This window comes from Yonghaparkia sp. Soil809, from assembly GCF_001429705.1.
Lineage (GTDB): Bacteria > Actinomycetota > Actinomycetes > Actinomycetales > Microbacteriaceae > Microcella.
This window is the reverse complement of the sequence record NZ_LMSV01000001.1, coordinates 752964-773111: the sequence shown is the minus strand read 5'-3', so window position 1 is coordinate 773111 and position 20148 is coordinate 752964. Positions and strand designations below refer to the sequence as shown.

The 20148-nt window shown below is 70.7% G+C and carries 11 protein-coding genes and 3 pseudogenes; all 14 read left to right on the top strand.

All coding sequences use genetic code 11. From position 1 onward, the window contains the following. Positions 1 to 264: 264 nt before the first annotated feature. Positions 265 to 2689: pseudogene (rpoB, locus tag ASG83_RS03750) on the top strand (DNA-directed RNA polymerase subunit beta); the annotation flags it as partial. A 40-nt stretch (positions 2690 to 2729) separates the two neighbouring features. After that, a pseudogene (locus ASG83_RS13105) lies at positions 2730 to 3762 on the top strand (DNA-directed RNA polymerase subunit beta); the annotation flags it as partial. A gap of 51 nt (positions 3763 to 3813) precedes the next feature. Then, positions 3814 to 7662 (top strand): DNA-directed RNA polymerase subunit beta', encoded by a 3849-nt coding sequence (rpoC, locus tag ASG83_RS03745; RefSeq protein WP_055857322.1) that lies wholly within the window; start codon positions 3814 to 3816, stop codon positions 7660 to 7662. A gap of 182 nt (positions 7663 to 7844) precedes the next feature. Then, positions 7845 to 8942, top strand: coding sequence for an RDD family protein (locus tag ASG83_RS03740; RefSeq protein WP_055857319.1), 1098 nt, complete (start codon positions 7845 to 7847; stop codon positions 8940 to 8942). Further along, a pseudogene (locus ASG83_RS13100) lies at positions 8939 to 9818 on the top strand (FHA domain-containing protein); the annotation flags it as partial. The gene ASG83_RS03740 and the pseudogene ASG83_RS13100, both read left to right, overlap by 4 nt. 380 nt (positions 9819 to 10198) lie before the next feature. After that, the gene (locus ASG83_RS13095; RefSeq protein ID WP_369813383.1) at positions 10199 to 13366 is read left to right on the top strand and encodes an FtsK/SpoIIIE domain-containing protein; all 3168 of its coding nucleotides are present in this window, start codon (positions 10199 to 10201) and stop codon (positions 13364 to 13366) included. Between the two features lie 85 nt (positions 13367 to 13451). Continuing rightward, positions 13452 to 13763, top strand: coding sequence for a hypothetical protein (locus ASG83_RS03730; protein WP_055857316.1), 312 nt, complete (start codon positions 13452 to 13454; stop codon positions 13761 to 13763). Between the two features lie 12 nt (positions 13764 to 13775). Continuing rightward, complete coding sequence (locus tag ASG83_RS03725) at positions 13776 to 15149, top strand: hypothetical protein (protein ID WP_055857315.1); 1374 nt, start codon at positions 13776 to 13778, stop codon at positions 15147 to 15149. An 11-nt stretch (positions 15150 to 15160) separates the two neighbouring features. Continuing rightward, positions 15161 to 15790, top strand: a complete 630-nt coding sequence (locus tag ASG83_RS03720) for a hypothetical protein (RefSeq protein WP_055857311.1) — start codon at positions 15161 to 15163, stop codon at positions 15788 to 15790. Then, positions 15787 to 16383: a hypothetical protein gene (locus ASG83_RS03715; protein ID WP_055857309.1), complete on the top strand. Its 597-nt coding sequence runs from the start codon at positions 15787 to 15789 to the stop codon at positions 16381 to 16383. Before ASG83_RS03720 ends, ASG83_RS03715 begins: the two co-directional genes overlap by 4 nt. Next, positions 16380 to 17255 carry a hypothetical protein gene (locus ASG83_RS03710; RefSeq protein WP_055857305.1) on the top strand — a complete coding sequence of 292 codons (876 nt, stop codon included), beginning with the start codon at positions 16380 to 16382 and terminating at the stop codon, positions 17253 to 17255. The genes ASG83_RS03715 and ASG83_RS03710 overlap by 4 nt, the downstream gene beginning before the upstream one ends. 96 nt (positions 17256 to 17351) lie before the next feature. Further along, entirely contained in the window at positions 17352 to 17639 is a 288-nt protein-coding gene (locus ASG83_RS03705; RefSeq protein WP_055857302.1) for a WXG100 family type VII secretion target, read from the top strand. A gap of 171 nt (positions 17640 to 17810) precedes the next feature. Continuing rightward, positions 17811 to 18215, top strand: coding sequence for a type IV pilin protein (locus ASG83_RS13345; RefSeq protein WP_055857299.1), 405 nt, complete (start codon positions 17811 to 17813; stop codon positions 18213 to 18215). Positions 18216 to 18394: 179 nt separating this feature from the next. Then, on the top strand, positions 18395 to 20128 hold the full coding sequence (locus tag ASG83_RS03695; RefSeq protein ID WP_055857297.1) for a GspE/PulE family protein: 1734 nt from the start codon (positions 18395 to 18397) through the stop codon (positions 20126 to 20128). Positions 20129 to 20148: the final 20 nt, after the last annotated feature.

Genomic DNA, 20148 nt, shown 5'->3' with positions numbered 1-20148 from the left:
GGGGGCCGGCGCGGTTATAGCGCAGAGGGGCAGATCGGTCAAGAATCCGACTGGACACGGCGGGGCGGGCGCGCCTAGTATTGAGGTTTGCGCTCCCCGACAACTTCAGCCGTCAAATGGCGGTCGGCTGACGTGCCCCGAGTATAGCGGCGGGGTGGGCCCGAGCACGGGCCCTCAATGGGTTTCTGGCGTGATCACTCGACCGTGTTCATCTGTCGCTCCGGCGACGGTATTAGGGCTTCGACGCCCACGGAGGTTAGTTCGTTGGCTGCTTCGCGCACCGCTAAGAATTCCCAGTCCCCCCAGAACGGCCGGAACGCATCCCGGCTCTCGTTCGCCAAGATCAGCGACACGCTGACCGTCCCCGATCTGCTGGCGCTGCAGACCGAGAGCTTCGACTGGCTCGTCGGGAACGACGCCTGGAAGGCGCGCGTCGCCGAGGCCGAGGCCGCCGGTCGCACCGACGTCCCGGGCCGCAGCGGCCTCGAGGAGATCTTCGAGGAGATCAGCCCCATCGAGGACCTCGGCGAGACGATGCAGCTCTCGTTCACGAACCCGTACCTCGAGGAGCAGAAGTACTCGATCGACGAGTGCAAGGAGCGCGGCAAGACCTACGCCGCCCCGCTGTACGTCGAGGCCGAGTTCATGAACCACATGACGGGCGAGATCAAGACCCAGACCGTCTTCATGGGTGACTTCCCGCTCATGACCGAGCGCGGCACGTTCATCATCAACGGCACCGAGCGCGTCGTCGTCTCGCAGCTCGTCCGCAGCCCGGGCGTCTACTTCGAGCGCACGCTCGAGAAGCTCTCGGACAAGGACGTCTACACCGCCCGCATCATCCCCAGCCGCGGCGCCTGGCTCGAGTTCGAGATCGACAAGCGCGACCAGGTCGGCGTGCGCATCGACCGCAAGCGCAAGCAGTCGGTCACCGTCTTCCTCAAGGCCCTCGGCATGACCACCGAGGAGATCCGCGAGGCCTTCGCCGGCTTCGACTCGATCGAGCAGACCCTCGAGAAGGACGCCGTCCTGACGAAGGAAGAGGCGCTCAAGGACATCTACCGCAAGCTCCGCCCGGGCGAGCAGGTCGCCGCCGAGGCCGCGCGCGCGCTCCTCGACAACTTCTACTTCAACCCCAAGCGCTACGACCTCGCGAAGGTCGGCCGCTACAAGGTCAACCGCAAGCTCGGCGTCGACGCCCCGCTGACGGACTCGGTGCTGACGGTGGAGGACATCGTCGCGACCATCCGCTACATGGTGTCGATGCACGAGGGCCGCACGACCATGCCCGGCCAGCGCGACGGCAAGCCCGTCGAGCTGCGCCTCGACGTGGACGACATCGACCACTTCGGCAACCGACGCATCCGCGCCGTGGGCGAGCTCATCCAGAACCAGGTGCGCACCGGCCTCAGCCGCATGGAGCGCGTCGTCCGCGAGCGCATGACCACGCAGGACATCGAGGCGATCACGCCGCAGACCCTGATCAACGTGCGCCCGGTCGTCGCCGCGATCAAGGAGTTCTTCGGCACCTCGCAGCTGTCGCAGTTCATGGACCAGAACAACCCGCTCGCGGGTCTGACCCACAAGCGCCGGCTCAGTGCTCTTGGGCCTGGCGGCCTGTCGCGTGAGCGCGCCGGTGTCGAGGTGCGCGACGTGCACCCCTCGCACTACGGCCGCATGTGCCCCATCGAGACCCCGGAAGGCCCGAACATCGGCCTCATCGGCTCGCTCGCGTCGTTCGCGCGCATCAACGCGTTCGGCTTCATCGAGACGCCGTACCGCCGCGTGGTCAAGGGCAAGGTCACCGAGCACATCGACTACCTCACCGCGAGCGAGGAGGACGAGTACGTCGTCGCCCAGGCCGGCGCGCCCCTCAAGAAGGATGGCTCGTTCGCCGAGGAGCGCGTGCTCATCCGCAAGAAGGGCGGCGAGGTCGAGCTCGTGCCCTCCGCCCAGGTCGACTACATGGATGTCTCGCCGCGCCAGATGGTGTCGGTCGCGACGTCGCTCATCCCCTTCCTCGAGCACGACGACGCGAACCGCGCGCTCATGGGCGCCAACATGCAGCGCCAGGCCGTTCCGCTGCTCCGCTCCGAGTCGCCGCTCGTCGGCACCGGTATGGAGGGCTTCGCCGCGATCGACGCCGGTGACGTCATCACGGCCGAGAAGGCGGGCGTCATCGCGGAGGTCTCGGCCGACGCCGTGACCGTCCAGCTCGACGAGGGCGGGACCCAGCAGTACTTCCTGCGCAAGTTCGACCGCTCGAACCAGGGCACGAACTACAACCACCGCGTCATCGTCAACGCGGGCGACCGCGTCGAGGCCGGCGAGGTCATCGCCGACGGCCCCGCGACGGAGAACGGCGAGCTCGCGCTCGGCAAGAACCTCCTCGTGGCGTTCATGTCGTGGGAGGGCCACAACTTCGAGGACGCGATCATCCTCAGCCAGAACCTCGTGAAGGACGACACGCTGTCGTCGATCCACATCGAGGAGTACGAGGTCGACGCCCGCGACACGAAGCTCGGCAAGGAGGAGATCACCCGCGACCTCCCCAACGTCAGCCCGGACCTCCTGGCCGACCTCGACGAGCGCGGCATCATCCGCATCGGCGCCGAGGTCCGCCCCGGCGACATCCTCGTCGGCAAGGTCACGCCCAAGGGCGAGACCGAGCTCTCGGCCGAGGAGCGCCNNTGCTGCGCGCGATCTTCAACGAGAAGTCGCGCGAGGTNGCGCGACACCTCGCTCAAGGTCCCCCACGGCGAGCAGGGCACGATCATCGGCGTCAAGGTGTTCGACGCGCAGGACGGCGACGACGAGCTCGGCTCGGGCGTCAACCAGCGCGTGGTCGTCTACATCGCCCAGAAGCGCAAGATCTCCGAGGGCGACAAGCTCGCCGGCCGCCACGGCAACAAAGGCGTCATCTCGAAGATCCTGCCGGTGGAGGACATGCCGTTCCTCGAGGACGGCACGCCCGTCGACATCGTGCTCAACCCGCTCGGCGTCCCCGGCCGCATGAACTTCGGCCAGGTCCTCGAGATCCACCTCGGCTGGGCCGCGTCGCGCGGCTGGAAGGTCGACGGAAAGCCCGAGTGGGCGAACCGTCTGCCCGAGGTCGCCCGCGAGGCCGCTCCCGGCACGAAGGTCGCCACGCCCGTGTTCGACGGCGCGAGCGAGGAGGAGATCGCCGGCCTCCTGGACTCGACGACCCCGAACCGCGACGGCGTCCGGCTGATCGACTCGACCGGGAAGGCGCGTCTCTTCGACGGCCGCACCGGCGAGCCCTTCCCGGACCCGATCTCGGTCGGCTACATGTACATCCTGAAGCTCCACCACCTCGTCGACGACAAGATCCACGCGCGCTCGACGGGCCCCTACTCGATGATCACCCAGCAGCCGCTCGGCGGTAAGGCCCAGTTCGGCGGCCAGCGCTTCGGTGAGATGGAGGTGTGGGCGCTCGAGGCCTACGGCGCCGCCTACGCGCTGCAGGAGCTCCTGACGATCAAGTCCGACGACATCCTCGGCCGCGTGAAGGTCTACGAGGCGATCGTCAAGGGCGAGAACATCCAGGAGCCGGGCATCCCCGAGAGCTTCAAGGTCCTCATCAAGGAGATGCAGTCGCTGTGCCTGAACGTCGAGGTCCTCTCGGCCGACGGCACCGCGGTGAGCCTGAAGGACACGGATGACGAGGTCTTCCGCGCCGCGGAGGAGCTCGGCATCAACATCTCCTCCCGCTTCGAGTCCTCGTCGATCGACGAGATCTGATCCGGGTCTCTCCCGAGACACTGACGACTGTTTACGAAAGAGAAGAATCAATTGCTCGACGCAACCACTTTCGATGAGCTCCGGATCGGCCTCGCGACCGCTGACGACATCCGTCGCTGGTCGCACGGCGAGGTCAAGAAGCCCGAGACGATCAACTACCGCACCCTCAAGCCCGAGAAGGACGGTCTGTTCGGTGAGCAGATCTTCGGCCCCTCGCGCGACTGGGAGTGCTCCTGCGGCAAGTACAAGCGCGTGCGCTTCAAGGGCATCGTCTGCGAGCGCTGCGGTGTCGAGGTCACGAAGTCGTCCGTGCGCCGTGAGCGCATGGGCCACATCGAGCTCGCCGCCCCGGTCACGCACATCTGGTACTTCAAGGGCGTGCCCAGCCGCCTGGGCTACCTGCTCGACATGGCGCCGAAGGACCTCGAGAAGGTCATCTACTTCGCCGCGTACATGGTCATCTCGGTCGACGAGGAGGGGCGCCACGCCGACCTCCCCGGACTCGAGAACGAGCTCCGCCTCGAGGTCAAGACCCTCGAGGGCCAGCGCGACTCGATGATCGCCGACCGTCTGCAGCGCCTCGAGGGCGAGCTCGCCGAGCTCGAGGCCGAGGGCGCCAAGGCCGACCAGAAGCGCAAGGTCAAGGACGCCGGAGAGAAGGAGATGTCGCAGATCCGCAAGTCGTTCGACGAGCAGATCGCGCAGCTCGAGCGCGTGTGGGAGGACTTCCGCACCCTCAAGGTCGGCGACCTCAAGCCGGAGGACTCGGTCTTCCAGGAGCTCCAGGACCGCTACGGCCTGTACTTCGAGGCGCACATGGGCGCCGAGGCGATCAAGAAGCGCCTCGAGGCCTTCGACCTCGCCGCCGAGAGCGAGCTGCTCCACGAGCAGATCGCCGGCGGCAAGGGTCAGAAGAAGATCCGTGCGATCAAGCGCCTCAAGGTCGTGAACTCGTTCCTGCAGACGGGCAACTCGCCCGCCGCGATGGTCCTCGACGTCGTCCCGGTGATCCCGCCGGAGCTGCGCCCGATGGTCCAGCTCGACGGCGGCCGCTTCGCCACGAGCGACCTGAACGACCTGTACCGCCGCGTGATCAACCGCAACAACCGCCTGCGCCGCCTTCTCGACCTCGGTGCACCCGAGATCATCGTCAACAACGAGAAGCGCATGCTGCAGGAGGCCGTCGACGCGCTGTTCGACAACGGCCGCCGCGGTCGCCCCGTCACGGGCACCGGCAACCGCGCCCTGAAGTCCCTGAGCGACATGCTCAAGGGAAAGCAGGGTCGCTTCCGCCAGAACCTGCTCGGCAAGCGCGTCGACTACTCGGGCCGCTCGGTCATCGTCGTCGGCCCGCAGCTGAAGCTGCACCAGTGCGGTCTGCCGAAGCTCATGGCGCTCGAGCTGTTCAAGCCCTTCGTCATCAAGCGCCTGATCGACCTGGGCCACGCCCAGAACATCAAGAGCGCCAAGCGCATGGTCGAGCGCTCGCGCCCGCAGGTGTGGGACGTCCTCGAGGAGATCATCCGCGAGCGCCCCGTCCTGCTGAACCGCGCGCCGACCCTGCACCGCCTGGGCATCCAGGCGTTCGAGCCCCAGCTCGTCGAGGGCAAGGCCATCCAGCTGCACCCGCTCGTCTGCGCCGCGTTCAACGCGGACTTCGACGGCGACCAGATGGCCGTGCACCTGCCGCTGTCGGTCGAGGCCCAGGCCGAGGCACGCATCCTCATGCTCGCGTCGAACAACATCCTCAAGCCGTCCGACGGCCGCCCGGTGACGGTTCCCACGCAGGACATGATCATCGGCCTCCACCACCTCACGACCGTCCGCGAGGGCGCCGAGGGCGAGGGCCGTGCCTTCTCCTCGGTCTCCGAGGCGATCATGGCGATGGACCAGCACTCGCTGCACCTCAACGCCACCGTGCGCATCCGCCTCTTCGGCGAGAAGTTCGAGGGCGGCCGCGAGCTGAAGGAGACGACCCTCGGTCGTGCGCTCTTCAACGAGCTCCTGCCCGAGGACTACCCGTTCATGGAGAAGGTCGCCGACAAGGGCGCCATCTCGCAGCTGGTGAACGACCTCGCCGAGCGCTACCCGAAGGTCGTCGTCGCGGCCACCCTCGACAAGGTGAAGGACGCCGGCTTCTACTGGGCGACCCGCTCGGGCGTCACCGTCGCGCTGAGCGACGTGCTCACGCCGCCGCGCAAGAAGGAGATCGTCGCCGACTACGAGAAGAAGGCGGCGAAGATCCAGGTCCAGTTCGAGAAGGGTCTCATCACCGACGAGGAGCGTCGTCGCGAGCTCGTCGCGCTCTGGAGCGAGGGCACCAAGGCGGTCAACGACGAGATGCGGGCGAACTTCCCGACCGACAACACGATCAACCGCATGGTCACCTCGGGCGCCCGAGGCAACTGGCTGCAGGTCGGAAACATCGCCGGTATGCGAGGCCTCGTCTCGAACCCGCGCGGTGAGATCATCGCCCGTCCGATCATCAACTCGTACCGCGAGGGCCTGTCGGTGGCGGAGTACTTCATCGCCACGCACGGTGCCCGCAAGGGTCTCGCCGACACCGCCCTCCGCACGGCCGACTCCGGCTACCTGACGCGTCGACTCGTCGACGTCGCCCAGGACGTCATCATCCGCGAGGACGACTGCGGCACGACGAAGGGCCTCGAGTTCCCGATCGCCCACGAGGTCGACGGCACGTGGGTCCGCGACGAGAACGTCGAGAACCTCGTGTTCGCGCGCACTCTCGCGGCCGACGCCGTCAGCGCCTCGGGCGAGGTCGTCGCGGCGGCCGGCTCCGACGTCGGCGACGTGCTCATCAACGAGCTCGTCGCGGCCGGGGTCGGCACGATCAAGGTCCGCTCGGTCCTGACGTGCGAGTCCGCGGTCGGCGTCTGCGCCGCCTGCTACGGCCGCTCGCTCGCGACCGGTACGCGCGTCGACCTCGGCGAGGCCGTCGGCATCATCGCGGCCCAGTCGATCGGCGAGCCCGGCACGCAGCTCACGATGCGCACCTTCCACACCGGTGGCTCGGCCTCGGCCGACGACATCACGCAGGGTCTTCCCCGCGTGACCGAGCTCTTCGAGGCCCGCACCCCGAAGAGCGCGAGCCCCATCGCCGAGAGCGCCGGTCGCATCGTCGTGGAGGACGCGGAGAAGCAGCGCCGCGTCATCCTCACCCCCGACAACGGGGACGAGGAGGTCGTGTACGTCGTCTCGAAGCGCTCGCAGCTGCTCGTCGAGGACGGCCAGCACGTCGAGCTCGGCCAGCAGATCTTCGAGGGTCCCGTCGACCCGAAGGAGGTCCTGCGGGTCAAGGGCGTGCGCGCCGTGCAGCAGCACCTCGTCGAGGGCGTCCAGGGCGTCTACCGCTCGCAGGGCGTGCCGATCCACGACAAGCACATCGAGGTCATCGTCCGTCAGATGCTCCGCAAGGTGACCGTCGTCGACCACGGCGAGACCGACCTGCTCCCCGGCGAGCTCGTCGACCGCTCGAAGTACAACGACATCAACCGCGCCGCGCTGTCCGAGGGCAAGAAGACCGCCTCGGCCCGCCAGGAGGTCATGGGAATCACCAAGGCCTCGCTCGCGACCGAGTCGTGGCTGTCGGCCGCGTCCTTCCAGGAGACGACCCGCGTGCTCACGCAGGCCGCCATGGAGGGCAAGCGCGACCCGCTGCTGGGCCTCAAGGAGAACGTGATCATCGGAAAGCTGATCCCGGCCGGAACGGGCCTGCCCGCGTACCGGAACGTCTCGGTCGAGGCGACGGAGGAGGCGAAGGCCGAGCGGTACCCCAACCGCATCTTCGCCGACGACTCGTCGTTCAGCGAGGCGGACCTGTCGTTCGTCGACTTCGACTCGTTCTCGAGCGACGACTTCACCCCGGGCACCTACAACTAGGTCGCACCGCACCGCACGAGGGCCCCTGCCGCACGGCAGGGGCCCTCTGCCGTTGCCGGCGCGCGGCGGAAGCTGAGCACTCCGCGCGAAACGGTACGGTGGTGCAGGGCCCGGGGGAGCGCTCCCCATCGACGCGCGCCGACCCGTGCGCTTGGCTGGTCAGTCGTGGGAAGAGGGAGTGCGTGACTGCGATCAAGGCGTCGACCGAGTCGGCCGAGTCCCTCGGCCTGCGCACGGCCCCGGTCGGCCGCCGCGTCGGAGCCTCCGCGATCGACGGGGCGGTCATGCTCCTCGCGGTGAGTCCGGCCGGCGCGGCCGTCGTCGGCATCGCTCTGCGCGCCGTCGACTCGGGGCCCGTGGCCCTTCTCGACCTGTCGAGCACGGAGGTGATCCTCCTCTTCGTCGGATCGGCGCTCGCGGGCGCGCTGGCGCTCGGTCAGGTGATCGCGCACGGTCTGCGCGGCCGCACCGCGGGTCGCTGGATGACGGGCATCCGCGCGGTGGCGATCGACGGATGGCGCGCTCCCGGATTCGGACGGGCGCTCCTCCGCGCTGTCGTCCTCGGCGCCGCGGCCACTCTCCTGCCGATCATCGGACCGGCCGTCCTGCTCGCCTCACCCCTGTGGGATGGCGAGAGGCGAGGCCGGGGGCTCCTCGACCGCGTCGCGCGCGAGTGGGCGATCGATTCCCGACGGGGCCTCGACCCGCTCGACAAGGAGGCGATGCGGATCGCTCGTCGCGCGATCCGCGAGGCTCCGCGCCGACGGGTCGGCGACGCCAGACCGCTGCATTCCGGGGACGCCCGCGCGAGCCTGCAGGTGCCCACCGATCGCTCGAGCGCCGGAGTCGTCTCCGCGGGCGCGGGAACCGAGTGGGCGCCCCCCGCCATCATCGCCCCGAGCCCGGCGCATCCTGCTCCTGCTTCCGTCGCCGCGCCGCTCGGCGGCATCCGCCTCCGGTTCGACGACGGCACGAGCCTCGCGCTCGTCGGCCGCGTGCTCATCGGTCGGGCACCGGCGCCCGAGCCGGGGGAGTCGGTCGACGAGCTCATCGCGCTCACCGACCCGAGCATGCAGCTGTCGAAGACGCACGCGCTCTTCGCCCTCGACGGCCCGGGCGCGATCGTCGTCGACCGCGACTCGCGCAACGGCGTCCGCGTGGTGGGGCATGACGGCCGGGGCGAGCTCGTGGCTCCGCGGACGCCCGCTCCGCTCGCCCCCGGGTCGATCGTCGAGCTCGGCGGGCGACGCATCACGATCGAACGGACCGACTCGGCATGAAGCTCAAGCTCTCCCTCCAGCGCCAGGTCGACAATCACGTCGACATCGTCGTCACCGCCGATTCCACCGCGACGGTCGCCGACGTCGCCGCGACCATCGCCGCGGCCGACCCGCTCGCCCACCATCACGCGCGCACCCCCGGGGCCGGGGTCACGCTCTCCGTCGCCCCGCCCGTCGGGGGCGAGCTCGCGCCGCTGCCCGCCGATCAGCTCATCGGCGACGCGCCGATCGGGTCGGGCTTCATCGCGCGGGTCGTGCCCGACACCGCGCACGCCCGCCCGCGGAGGGGAGGCGCGGCCGCCGCGGTGCTCCGCGTGCACTCCGGGCCGGATGCCGGTCGGGAGTTCGCGCTCGCCCCCGGCCACTCGGTGCTCGGCCGCTCCGAGGGAGCGGACGTCCTGCTCGGCGACCCGCTCGTCTCCAAGCGGCACGCGAGGATCGAGGTCGGCCAGAGCGTCGAGCTCGTCGACCTCAACTCCGCCAACGGGCTCGTGCTCGACGGCGGACGGCTGCCTCGCATCCGCGTGCAGCCGCACCACCGCATCCTCATCGGGGACACGGAGATCTCGATCGAGCCGACGGCGTCGGCGACGGCGTCGGCGCCCGCCGTTCTCGAGCGCGGCGGAGCCCTGCTCTTCAACCGCTCCCCGCGGGTCGAGCTCCGCTACCCCGGCACGGAGCACGCCCACCCCGCCATCCCCAGCGAGGCCGATCCGCGCCTGTTCCCGTGGCCGATGCTCGTCGCGCCGATCCTCCTCGGGCTCTCCCTCTTCGCCCTGACCAACCAGCCTCGGGCGCTGTTCATCATCGCGATGACGCCGCTCATGATGCTCGGCAACTTCGTCGGGCAGCGCACGCAGCAGGGCAAGAAGCTCCNCGAGCGCGAGCGACGCCACGCCGAGGCGCCCGCGGTCGCCGACGTCTACGACGAGTCCGTCCGGCTCGGCCCGCTTCTCTGGACCCGACGACCCGAGCACTGGAACTTCCTCTCCCTCCGCCTCGGCGTGAGCACGGCGCCGAGCAGGAACACCATCGGGGGCAGGCAGGATCCGAAGGGCATCCCCTCGTTCGTCCGTCGCGTCGACGAGCTGCGCGAACGGCACGAGACGATCGACGACGTTCCGCTCATCGAGCTGCTCACGAACTCGGGAGCCATCGGCATCGCCGGCCCGCAGCACCTCGCGGCCGACGTCGTGCGCGGCCTCGCCGTGCAGCTCTTCGGTCTGCACGCGCCCAACGAGATCGTCACCGCGGCGATGGTCGGCCGGCCCTGGGCCTCCGAGCTCGACTGGATGAAGTGGCTGCCGCACACCTCGAGCCCGCGATCGCCCTTCGCCGACCACGCCCTCGCCGACAGCCCGTCGGCCGCGAGCGCGCTCCTCAACGGACTCGAGGAGGCCATCCTCGAGCGTCTCTCCGGGACGCCCACGCGTCGCGGACCGCTGCGCACCGAGGAGACCGCGAACGCCCTCGGGTCGCGCGTGGGCGAGTCCTCCAGCGCCGCATCCTCGATCGACGGCGACCTCGCGCTCGTCCTGTTCGTCTCGAGCGACGCACCCGTCGATCGCCCCCGCCTCGCGCAGCTCATCGAGCGGGGGCCGGATGCCGGGATCTACACGATCTTCCTCGCCCCCACCGTCGAGTCGCTGCCCGCGACCTGCCGGACCTTCATCGACGCGACCGACGGGCTCGACTCGGCCCGGGTCGGCTACGTCCGAGACGGCGCGGCGTACGAGGGGGTGCGCGTCGAGGGGGTCTCGCGCGAGTACGCGGAGGTCTTCGCCAAGCGCATCGCGCCCGTCATCGACGCGAGCTCGCACGTGCCCGACGCGAGCGACCTTCCGCGCAGCGTGGCGCTCCTGTCGCTCCTGGGACCGGACACCGCGGAGCAGCCCGAGGCGGTCATCGAGCGATGGCGGCAGAACAACTCGGTGCTCGACCGCACGCGCGGGCCGCGCCCGCGGCTCAAGCGCGCGAGCACGCTCACGGCCTTCATCGGGCAGAGCAGCCCCGACGCGATGACCCTCGACCTTCGCACCCAGGGCCCGCACGCGCTCGTCGGCGGCACCACGGGGTCCGGCAAGAGCGAGTTCCTCCAGGCGTGGGTGCTCGGCATGGCCGCGGAGTACAGCCCGGATCGCGTCACCTTCCTGTTCGTCGACTACAAGGGCGGGTCGGCGTTCGCCGACTGCGTCGACCTGCCGCACTGCGTCGGACTCGTCACCGACCTGAGCCCGCACCTCGTCCGCCGGGCCCTCACGAGCCTGCGCGCCGAGCTGCACCATCGCGAGCATCTCTTCAACCGCAAGAAGGCCAAGGATCTCATCGAGCTGGAGAAGCGGCAGGACCCGGATGCTCCGCCCGCGCTCGTCCTCGTCATCGACGAGTTCGCCGCCCTCGCCTCCGACGTGCCCGAGTTCGTCGACGGCGTCGTGGACATCGCCCAGCGGGGCCGCTCCCTCGGGATCCACCTCATCATGGCCACCCAGCGCCCCGCCGGCGTCATCAAGGACAACCTGCGCGCGAACACGAACCTCCGCATCGCCCTGCGGATGGCCGACGGCTCCGACTCCAACGACGTCGTCGGCGACCCGGTCGCCGGGTCCTTCGACCCGTCGATCCCCGGGCGCGGCATCGCGAAGACCGGGCCCGGCCGGCTCGTCCCCTTCCAGTCCGGGTACGCCGGCGGCTGGACGAGCGACGAGCCGGAGCGCGCGACCGTCCGCGTCGCCGAGCTCCGCTTCGGCGCGACGATCGTCTGGGAGGTGGACGGCGACGCGGAGTCCGACACGCACGAGGAGGACCTGGGCCCGAACGACCAGAAGCGTCTCGTCGCGTCGATCATCGGCGCCGCGGAGCGCGCGGCCATCCCCGCACCGCGCCGCCCGTGGCTGCCGGATCTCCCGACGACGGTCGACGTGCTCGCGCTGCCGATGAGCGGCGACGCGAGCATCCCCCTCGGCATCGCCGACCTGCCCGACCGTCAGCTGCAGGAGCCCGTGTTCTTCTCACCGGACTCCGACGGCCACCTCCTCGTCTACGGCACCAGCGGCGCGGGCAAGTCGACGCTGCTCCGCTCGATGGCCCTCGCCGTCGGAGCCCGGCCCGATCGCGGCGCGGCCCACGTGTACGCGATCGACTTCGGGACGGGCTCGCTGCGCTCGCTCGAGACCCTGCCGCACGTCGGCGCGGTCGTCTCCGGGGAGGACGCGGAGCGGGTCCAGCGGCTCCTGCGCATGATCCGGTCGATGCTCGACGACCGCGCGCGACGGTTCTCGGCGGTCAACGCCTCGACGCTGAGCGAGTACCGGGCCATCACCGGCGAGCCCGAGCCGCGCATCCTTCTCATCATCGACGGGTTCGGCACCTTCAAGCAGGAGTGGGATGCGGGCGCCGCCCGCTCGCCGTTCTACGCGATCTTCATGCGCGTGCTCGGCGAGGGCCGCCCGCTCGGCGTGCACGCCATCGCGACGGCCGATCGGTACGGGTCGGTGCCGACGGCGGTGAGCGCGAACGTCTCGCGGCGCATCGTGCTGCGCATGGCGGACGAGAACTCCTACGGCATGCTCGGGGCGGCGAAGGATGTCCTGAGCGAGCGGAGCGCGCCCGGCCGGGCCGTGGTCGACGGCTTCGAGACCCAGCTCGCGTCGATCGGGGGCACGACGAACGTCGCCGAGCAGACCGCGGCCCTCGACCGGGCGGCCGAGCGGCTCGTCGCGACGGGCGCGGCGACGGCTCCCGGGATCGGCGCGCTGCCGACCCGCCTTCTCCCGTCCGAGCTGCCGGCGAGCATCGATGGTCAGCCGGTCATCGGCATCGCGGACGACTCGCTCGCCCCGCGGACCTTCGAGCCCATCGGGTCGTTCGTCGTCGCGGGGCCTCCGCGCAGCGGGAAGACGACCGCGCTGCGCTGGCTCGTCCGCAGCGTCGCCGCGCTCGACCCGGACGCGGAGTTCTTCCACATCGGCGGTCGTCGTGCCGGTCTCCGCGATGAGCGGCCCTGGCGGCGCGCGGCCTCGAGCGTCGAGGACGTCCGCGCGCTCGCGAAGGAGCTCGCCCCGATCGTGGCGGACGAGTCGCTCTCGCGACGCATCGTGATCGTCGCCGAGAGCGTCGCTGAGTACTCCGACACCGACGCCGAGCGGCCGCTCCGCGAGCTCCTGCAGGCGATCAACCGCAGCGAGCACGTGCTCTTCGGTGACGGCGATGTGAACCAGCTCTCCTCCGGTTTCGGTCTCGTCGGCGAGCTCAAGGCCGGCCGCCGGGGCATCGTCCTCAAGCCGGACACCTACGACGGCGAGGCGATCTTCAAGCTCGCGTTCCCGCGCGTCCAGCGCCACGAGTTCCCCGAGGGGCGGGGCATGCTCGTCGAGAACGGTCGCGCCGTGATCGTGCAGCTGCCGATCGTGGGCGAGGAGGCGTGAGGGCTCCCGCTCTGGGGAGCGCTCCCCATCGCGCGGGCGCTGGGGCTCTGTCTACCCTGAGGGGAACTCGAAGGAAGGGGCTCCGATGAGCGGGCACGACATCGATCTGAACTATGAGCACCTGCTCGAGCTCGCCACCGGGCTCGAGGTCATCCTCACCGAGTTCCAGGACGCGGCCAGCGCCGCCGAGGCGGCCGAGTCCGCGATCGGCCGCCCGCACGATCGCGGCGAGCTGAAGAACGCGGTCGAGGACTTCGAGGAGAACTGGAACGACAACCGCGAGAAGATCGCGGAGAACCTCCAGGCCGTCCTCGACCACCTGAAGAACGTCATCGACGGGTTCAGTGAGACCGACGCCGCTCTCGCGGCCCCGGCCGACGCGCCGACCGCGTCGTAACGAGGAGCGATCATGGCATTCAGAGAGACGACCGGCGACTTCCTCCTCCGCTCCCCCGGGCAGCGCCGGTGCCTCACGGTCGAGGGCGACGCGCAGGCGATCATCGATGCGGGGATGCGCTACTCGCGTCTCGGCCAGCTGATGGAGAAGGCGGCGCGCGAGCTCGAGAGGATCGCGGACGGCGACGAGTCCTACCGGGCCCTCGCGCTCGACGAGATCCGCGAGTCGGCACGGACGGCAGCGCGCGATCTGGAGAAGGTCGCCCGGCGCTACACGACGAGCGACGGGTCGGTCGGCACCGGCCGAGCGCTGCTGAACTACGGGCAGGCGCTCGCGACCGTCCAGGGCATCGTCACGCCCGATCTGGTCGCGAGCATCTCCACGGCCGACACGGTCAGGAACCAGGCCAGCGCTCGACTCGACGAGGCCCGCGGCGAGGTCAGGGACCTCGAGACGACGCGCTTCTGGGAGGACGAGGCGACCGACGCCGAGAAGCAGCAGGCGGAGGCGGAGTTCGATGCGGCCGACGGGGCGTTCGACGACGCCGAGCAGGAGCTCACCGCCCTGTGGGGCACCTTCGACGGCGCCGTCAGCGTCTGGGAGGAGGCGTACGACACCGCCGTGAGCCGCATCACGACGGCGATCGAGGTCTCCGACGTGAACGACTCGCGCTGGGACGACTTCCTCGACGGCCTCGCCGATCTGGCGGGCTTCGTCGGGCTCGTGCTCACGGTCGCGGCGATCATCGTGGGCGCGCCGTGGATGATCGCCGCGGCGGCGATCGCGGGTCTCATCGTCCTGGCCGCGCAGCTCATCCTGTACATGAACGGCTCCGGACGGGTGTCGACGATCGACCTCGCCCTCAGCGCGCTCGCCGTGATCCCCTTCGGGAAGGCGTTCGCCGGCGCCGTGCGCGCAGGCTCGGGCGCCGGGGCGGCCACGCGGGCCGCGCTGGGTCTCGGCGACGACTCCGCCCGCGCCATCGCGAGCGGCAGGAACGCCCTGACCCTCGACCTGCGCACCTGGCCGTCGCGCGCCTCGACCGCGGCCGCCGCGGGCAACCGCGCCTCCCGCTCGTCGACCGCCGGCGCGCTCGCCGACGACTTCATCGAATCCGCCGGCGCTCAGGGCCTTCCCCGCATGTGGGCGGCGATCCGGTCGGGAGGCTCGGCGACCGATGCGCAGCTCCTGCGCCTGACGAGCGGCATCCGCGGCGGCTCCTGGGCGGCCGGCGGCGAGGCGGGCCAGCGGTCGCTCAGCTGGGCGGCGTCGAACGCGACCGGCAGGGGCGACCAGGTCCTCAACGTGGTCAACGCCGGCGTCACCGCCTACCAGGCTCCCGAGACCGTCTCCTCGATGGCGGGCCGCACCGGGCGTCTCGATTGAGCGCCGAGCGGATGCCCGACCTGCGCTCCGAACTCGGCGTCGCGCCGCCGCCGGCGCGCTATCGCATCCTCTGCCCTCCCGGCTGGCGCCGCGTCAGCCCGGAGGAGCTCATCGGGGAGGAGGCGACGTCCCGCTTCCGAGCCGAGGCGGCCCGCGCGGGCCGTACCGATCTGCTGAGGGAGCTCGACACGATGCTCGACAGCGCGCGGACGGCGCTGCGGACGCACGGGGTCACCGAGGTGTACGTCGCCCCCTCCGATGAGGAGGGAGTGCGGCCCCCCGCCACCCTCAGCGTCGCTCCGCTCGCGCTGCCGGCGGGCACGACGCTCGAGCAGGCCCTCGCCCGCATCGCGCGCGGGCGCCCCGTGATCGAGCTCGAGGGCGCGCGCGAGCGCCTCCACGTCATCGAGCACGAGCGGCGGCACGGCGACGCCGACGAGCTCGTCGAGCGGACGCTGCTGGCGATCGCTCCCGTCCCGACCTCGGACGACCGACGCGCGATCGTGCTGACCTTCACCGCCCTCGGCGCGACCCGCGGCGGTTCGGCGGGGGCGGCCGAGGCCGAGGAGGCGGACGCGATCGAGACCCTGCTCGACATCGGTCGGATCATGCTCGTCACCTTCCGCTGGAGCCCGTCGTGAGGATCTTCCCCGTCCACTTCGACGCCGACGTCTGGATCGCCGTGCCGGTCCGCTACCCCGACCGGCACGGCGCGACGCCCGCGGAGTGGGCGGACCGTGTCGCCGGCGAGCTCACGCGCGGCCGGCCTCTCGCGGCCGAGCAGGCGATCGAGATCGCGCCGCTGGCCCGAGCCGTCGCCGAGTTCGACCGCTCGGGCGTCTCCGCTCGGCTGTGGCACTACCCGATCGACGGGCGACCGGGCGGGTGGGTCGACATCGCCGCTGAGCGGGTCGCCGGCGGCGCGAGCGCGGCGTCGCTGATCCCCGAACCGAGAGGCGCCATCGTCGACCCCGTCACGGTGGATCTCATGATCGAACCCTTCGACTCGGTCGTCCGCCGACTGAGCCTGCGCGCGGTCGGCGGCGTCGATGCGGCGGACGACGCGGACGCCGGGGTCCTCGCCTCCGCGGAGTGGGTCGCGGTCCGCGACGACTGGGCGGTGCTCGCGCTGAGTGACGACGCCGATCCCGCAGCTCTCAGCGCCCGCGTCGACGCCATCGAGGAGCTGCTCGCGGGCATCGAGCCGTGGGCGCACCAGGACGAGCTGGAGTGAGCGAGCCCGATCGGGGCGCCGTCGCCTCCCTCGTCGATGCGATTCCGCGCGGCGGATCCCTCCGCGCTGCGGCCGACTCGCTGCACCTCGCCGCGCTCGCCGTCGTGGCGCGCGACGATGCGGAGGAGCTCCGGGCCGTCGCGATCGACGAGCACCGCCGCGAACGCGACCCCGCGGCCGGGACCGCCCGATCCGCACCTCCCGCCCTCTCGATCGCGTCGAGCACCCTCGCCGCGGTCGCCATCGGCGTCGTCGCCGCGTGGCGGGGTGATCTCGTGATCGACGACGTGCGCACGGCTGCGCCGATCTCCGCCGCGACGGCCGCCCTCGCCCTGCTGCTCGCCGTGGTCGCCGAGGGCGACCGCGAGCGTCGACCGCCGGCCGACTACCCGCACGTCGGGGCCGCCCTGCATGCGACGTGGGCCGCCGCCTGGCTCATCGCCGCCGTCCTGATCGCCGTTCGCGCGGGGGAGTCGCCCTTCGATTCCGCCGCTCTTCTCCCGCCGATCGTGATTCTCGTCAGTGCCGCGCTCGCGTCCGCGTCGCTCGCTCTGGGGGCCCGGGCGCGCGACCGTCATCGCCGCGCGCGTCGAGCGGTCGTGCGAGCGACCGCACCGCGTGCGCGCAGCGGCCCCGCCGATCTCGGGAGGGGCGTCGTCGCCGAGACTCGCGCCTCCGCCGTGCTCCTCGCGCTCAGCCCGGCCGACCGCGACCGCCTCCTGGACCTGGAGCTCGCGGCCATCCGCGCGGTCGCCGATCGTGACGGGGCGGATGCGACCGAGGCGTCCCGGGCGGAGGTCGACGCCCGCCTGCGACTCGCGCGGCGCCCCCCGCTGCTCGGGCCGGCACCCGATCGGCGTCGGGGCCGGTGACTGGGGAGTCCTCCCCATTGAGGGATACCCAGCACCTCTCTAGCGTGGAGGAACATGGTTCGCAGGGGCGGGCCTCCCAGGAGAGGAAGGGCGATCATGGCTGACTTCAAGGCCACGTACAGCGAGATGGAGCGCATGTCGACGCGACTCGAGAGCGGCAAGGAGGACATCGCCGAGATCCTCCGCCGGCTCAAGACCGAGGTCGACTCGCTGCTCGGCAGCGACTTCGTCACCGAGCACGCCTCGGGGCGCTTCGGCGACGGCTACAGCGAGCTCACGAGCGGCCTCGAGGACGCGATCGACGGCATCCGCGAGATGGGCGAGTCGCTGCGCAAGATGATGCAGGCGATCCAGGACACGGATCGGCAGCTCGCCGGCAACTGAGCCGCATCGACCGTACCGGCCGCGCGCCGGGTGCGCCGCACGACGGGGAGGGCATCGATGCCCTCCCCGTCGTCGTGTCGGCGGAGAGGCCGCCGCCGCGCCCCCCGCTCTGGGTATGCCCATCTTCGCGCCGCTCCGCTTCACTCGAATGACCTCGACCCGGAGGTCCTCATGACCCGCATCCGTCCCGCCGATCGCGGCTTCACGCTCGTGGAGCTCGTCGTGATCGTCGCCGTCATCGGCCTCCTCGCCGCGATCGCCGTCCCCGTGTACCTCGGGTACCAGGAGGAGGCGCGTGGCAGCGCGGTGCAGTCGGCCCTCGCCCACGCGAAGCTCGGGATCATCGTCGCGACCGCCGAGGAGGACCCGGTGAGCCTCGACGACGACCGGATCGCGGAGATCCTCGCCGCCCACGGCGACGCCGCGATCACGCTCGGCCGCACGGGCGACGCCGACGGCTGGTGCCTGTGGGGCGAGCACGTCGCGGTGACGAGCACCTGGGCGATCAGCGATTCCCGCGGCATCGTCGAGAACGGCACGTGCGCGCCGAGCGGAGTCCTCGTCCCGCCCGGCTGACTCGCCGTCACGCGGGTCCACGGTTCGGGCGATCGCTCGCGGGGCCCGTGTTGCTCGTGGGGGAGGAGTCGCGTCCCCGAACGGGGGACTACTCACCAATGGGCGCGTGTCATAGCGTCCCGGTGGGGGGCGGCAACGGTATTGGCGTCCCTGCGATCGCGCATGAGGGGGGAGCCGCAGTGCCGTCATTGACCGAGGTGCTCATCATCCGCGGCATCATGCCCATCGAGACGCTCGACGTGATGAGCGACGATCCGCTCGCCGAGGCCCACATCATCCAGATGTTCATGGATGAGGGGCGCGTGACCCCGGGTCAGATCGCCTCCGCGCGCGCCGAGGTCATGGGCCTGTCGTTCGTCGAGCTCTCCGAGTACCCGATCGATCGCACGGCCGTCGCGCTCGTGCCGGCCGCGCTCTGCAAGCGGCACAAGGTCCTGCCGATCCACATCGCCGGCGAGATGCTCACGCTCGCGATGGTCAACCCCGATGACGTCTTCGCCCTCGACGACGTCCGCGCCGCGACCCGCATGCGCATCGTGCCGATCGTCGCGGAGGAGACCGACCTCGTCGAGGCGGTCGAGAAGTTCCACCGGGCCGACAGCGAGCTCAACGAGCTGTCGAACGTGCTCGAGGAGGAGAACAGGCCGGAGGACCTGTCGGCGGTCGCGCTGCGCGACGCCGACGCCGACGATGCGCCGATCGTGCGATTCGTGAACCTCATCATCGGTCAGGCGATCCAGGACAGCGCCTCGGACATCCATATCGAACCGGGTGAGCACGAGCTGCGCGTGCGGTACCGCATCGACGGCGTCCTCCACGAGATGCAGGCCGCGCCCCGCTCGGTCACCAACGGCGTCATCTCGCGCCTGAAGATCATGAGCGACATCGACATCGCCGAGCGCCGCAAGCCGCAGGACGGCCGCATGTCGGTCAGCCATGGGGGCCGCCAGATCGACCTCCGCGTCGCGACCCTGCCGACGGTGTACGGCGAGAAGGTCGTCATGCGAATCCTCGACAACAACGCCACGCGCCGCGACATGAGCGAGCTGCAGCTGCTCGAGTACAACTTCGAGGTCTTCAAGAACTCGTACACGAAGCCCTACGGCATGATCCTCGTCACCGGTCCGACTGGTTCGGGCAAGTCGACGACGCTCTACACGACCCTCCACGCGGTCGCGAAGCCCGAGATCAACGTCATCACCGTCGAGGACCCGGTCGAGTACCGCATGGCCGGCATCAACCAGGTGCAGGTGAACCCGAAGGCGGGCCTCACGTTCGCGAGCGCGCTGCGCAGCATCCTGCGATCCGACCCGGATGTCGTGCTCCTCGGTGAGATCCGCGACAAGGAGACCGCGCAGATCGCGATCGAGGCCTCGCTCACGGGTCACCTCGTGCTGTCGACCCTGCACACGAACGACGCGCCGAGCGCGATCACCCGACTCATCGAGATGGACATCGAACCCTTCCTCGTCGGCTCGGCCCTCGACTGCGTCGTCGCCCAGCGCCTCGCGCGCCGCCTCTGCGACCGCTGCAAGGCTCCGTATCAGGGCGACACCGAGCAGATGGCGTTCGGCGTGAGCCTCGCGCAGGCCTTCGGCGAGACGGGCTTCACGACCGAGGACGGCGAGGAGCGCACGGCCGGCACGGCCCTCGCGTTCGCCTCCGGCCCCACGCTCTACAAGCCGGTCGGCTGCTCGGCCTGCTCGAACACTGGCTACCGCGGCCGCCTCGCCCTGCACGAGGTCATGGCCGTGACGGAGGAGATCGAGCGCCTCGCCGTGGCGCGCGCCTCGGCCGCCGAGATCCAGAAGGTCGCGCTCGCCCAGGGCATGCGCACCCTCCGCCAGGACGGCTGGGAGAAGGCCAAGCTCGGCCTCACCTCCGTCGACGAGATCATGCGCGTGGTCGCGTGAGCCCCGCCCCATCGACCCGA

What these genes read in the sequence shown, in the direction of transcription:
- ASG83_RS13345 (WP_055857299.1), top strand. Translation starts at nt 17,811, where the DNA reads ATGACCCGCATCCGTCCCGCCGATCGCGGCTTCACGCTCGTGGAGCTC.
- ASG83_RS03705 (WP_055857302.1), top strand. Translation starts at nt 17,352, where the DNA reads ATGGCTGACTTCAAGGCCACGTACAGCGAGATGGAGCGCATGTCGACG.
- ASG83_RS03720 (WP_055857311.1), top strand. Translation starts at nt 15,161, where the DNA reads ATGCCCGACCTGCGCTCCGAACTCGGCGTCGCGCCGCCGCCGGCGCGC.
- ASG83_RS13095 (WP_369813383.1), top strand. Translation starts at nt 10,199, where the DNA reads ATGGTCGGCCGGCCCTGGGCCTCCGAGCTCGACTGGATGAAGTGGCTG.
- ASG83_RS03730 (WP_055857316.1), top strand. Translation starts at nt 13,452, where the DNA reads ATGAGCGGGCACGACATCGATCTGAACTATGAGCACCTGCTCGAGCTC.
- ASG83_RS03725 (WP_055857315.1), top strand. Translation starts at nt 13,776, where the DNA reads ATGGCATTCAGAGAGACGACCGGCGACTTCCTCCTCCGCTCCCCCGGG.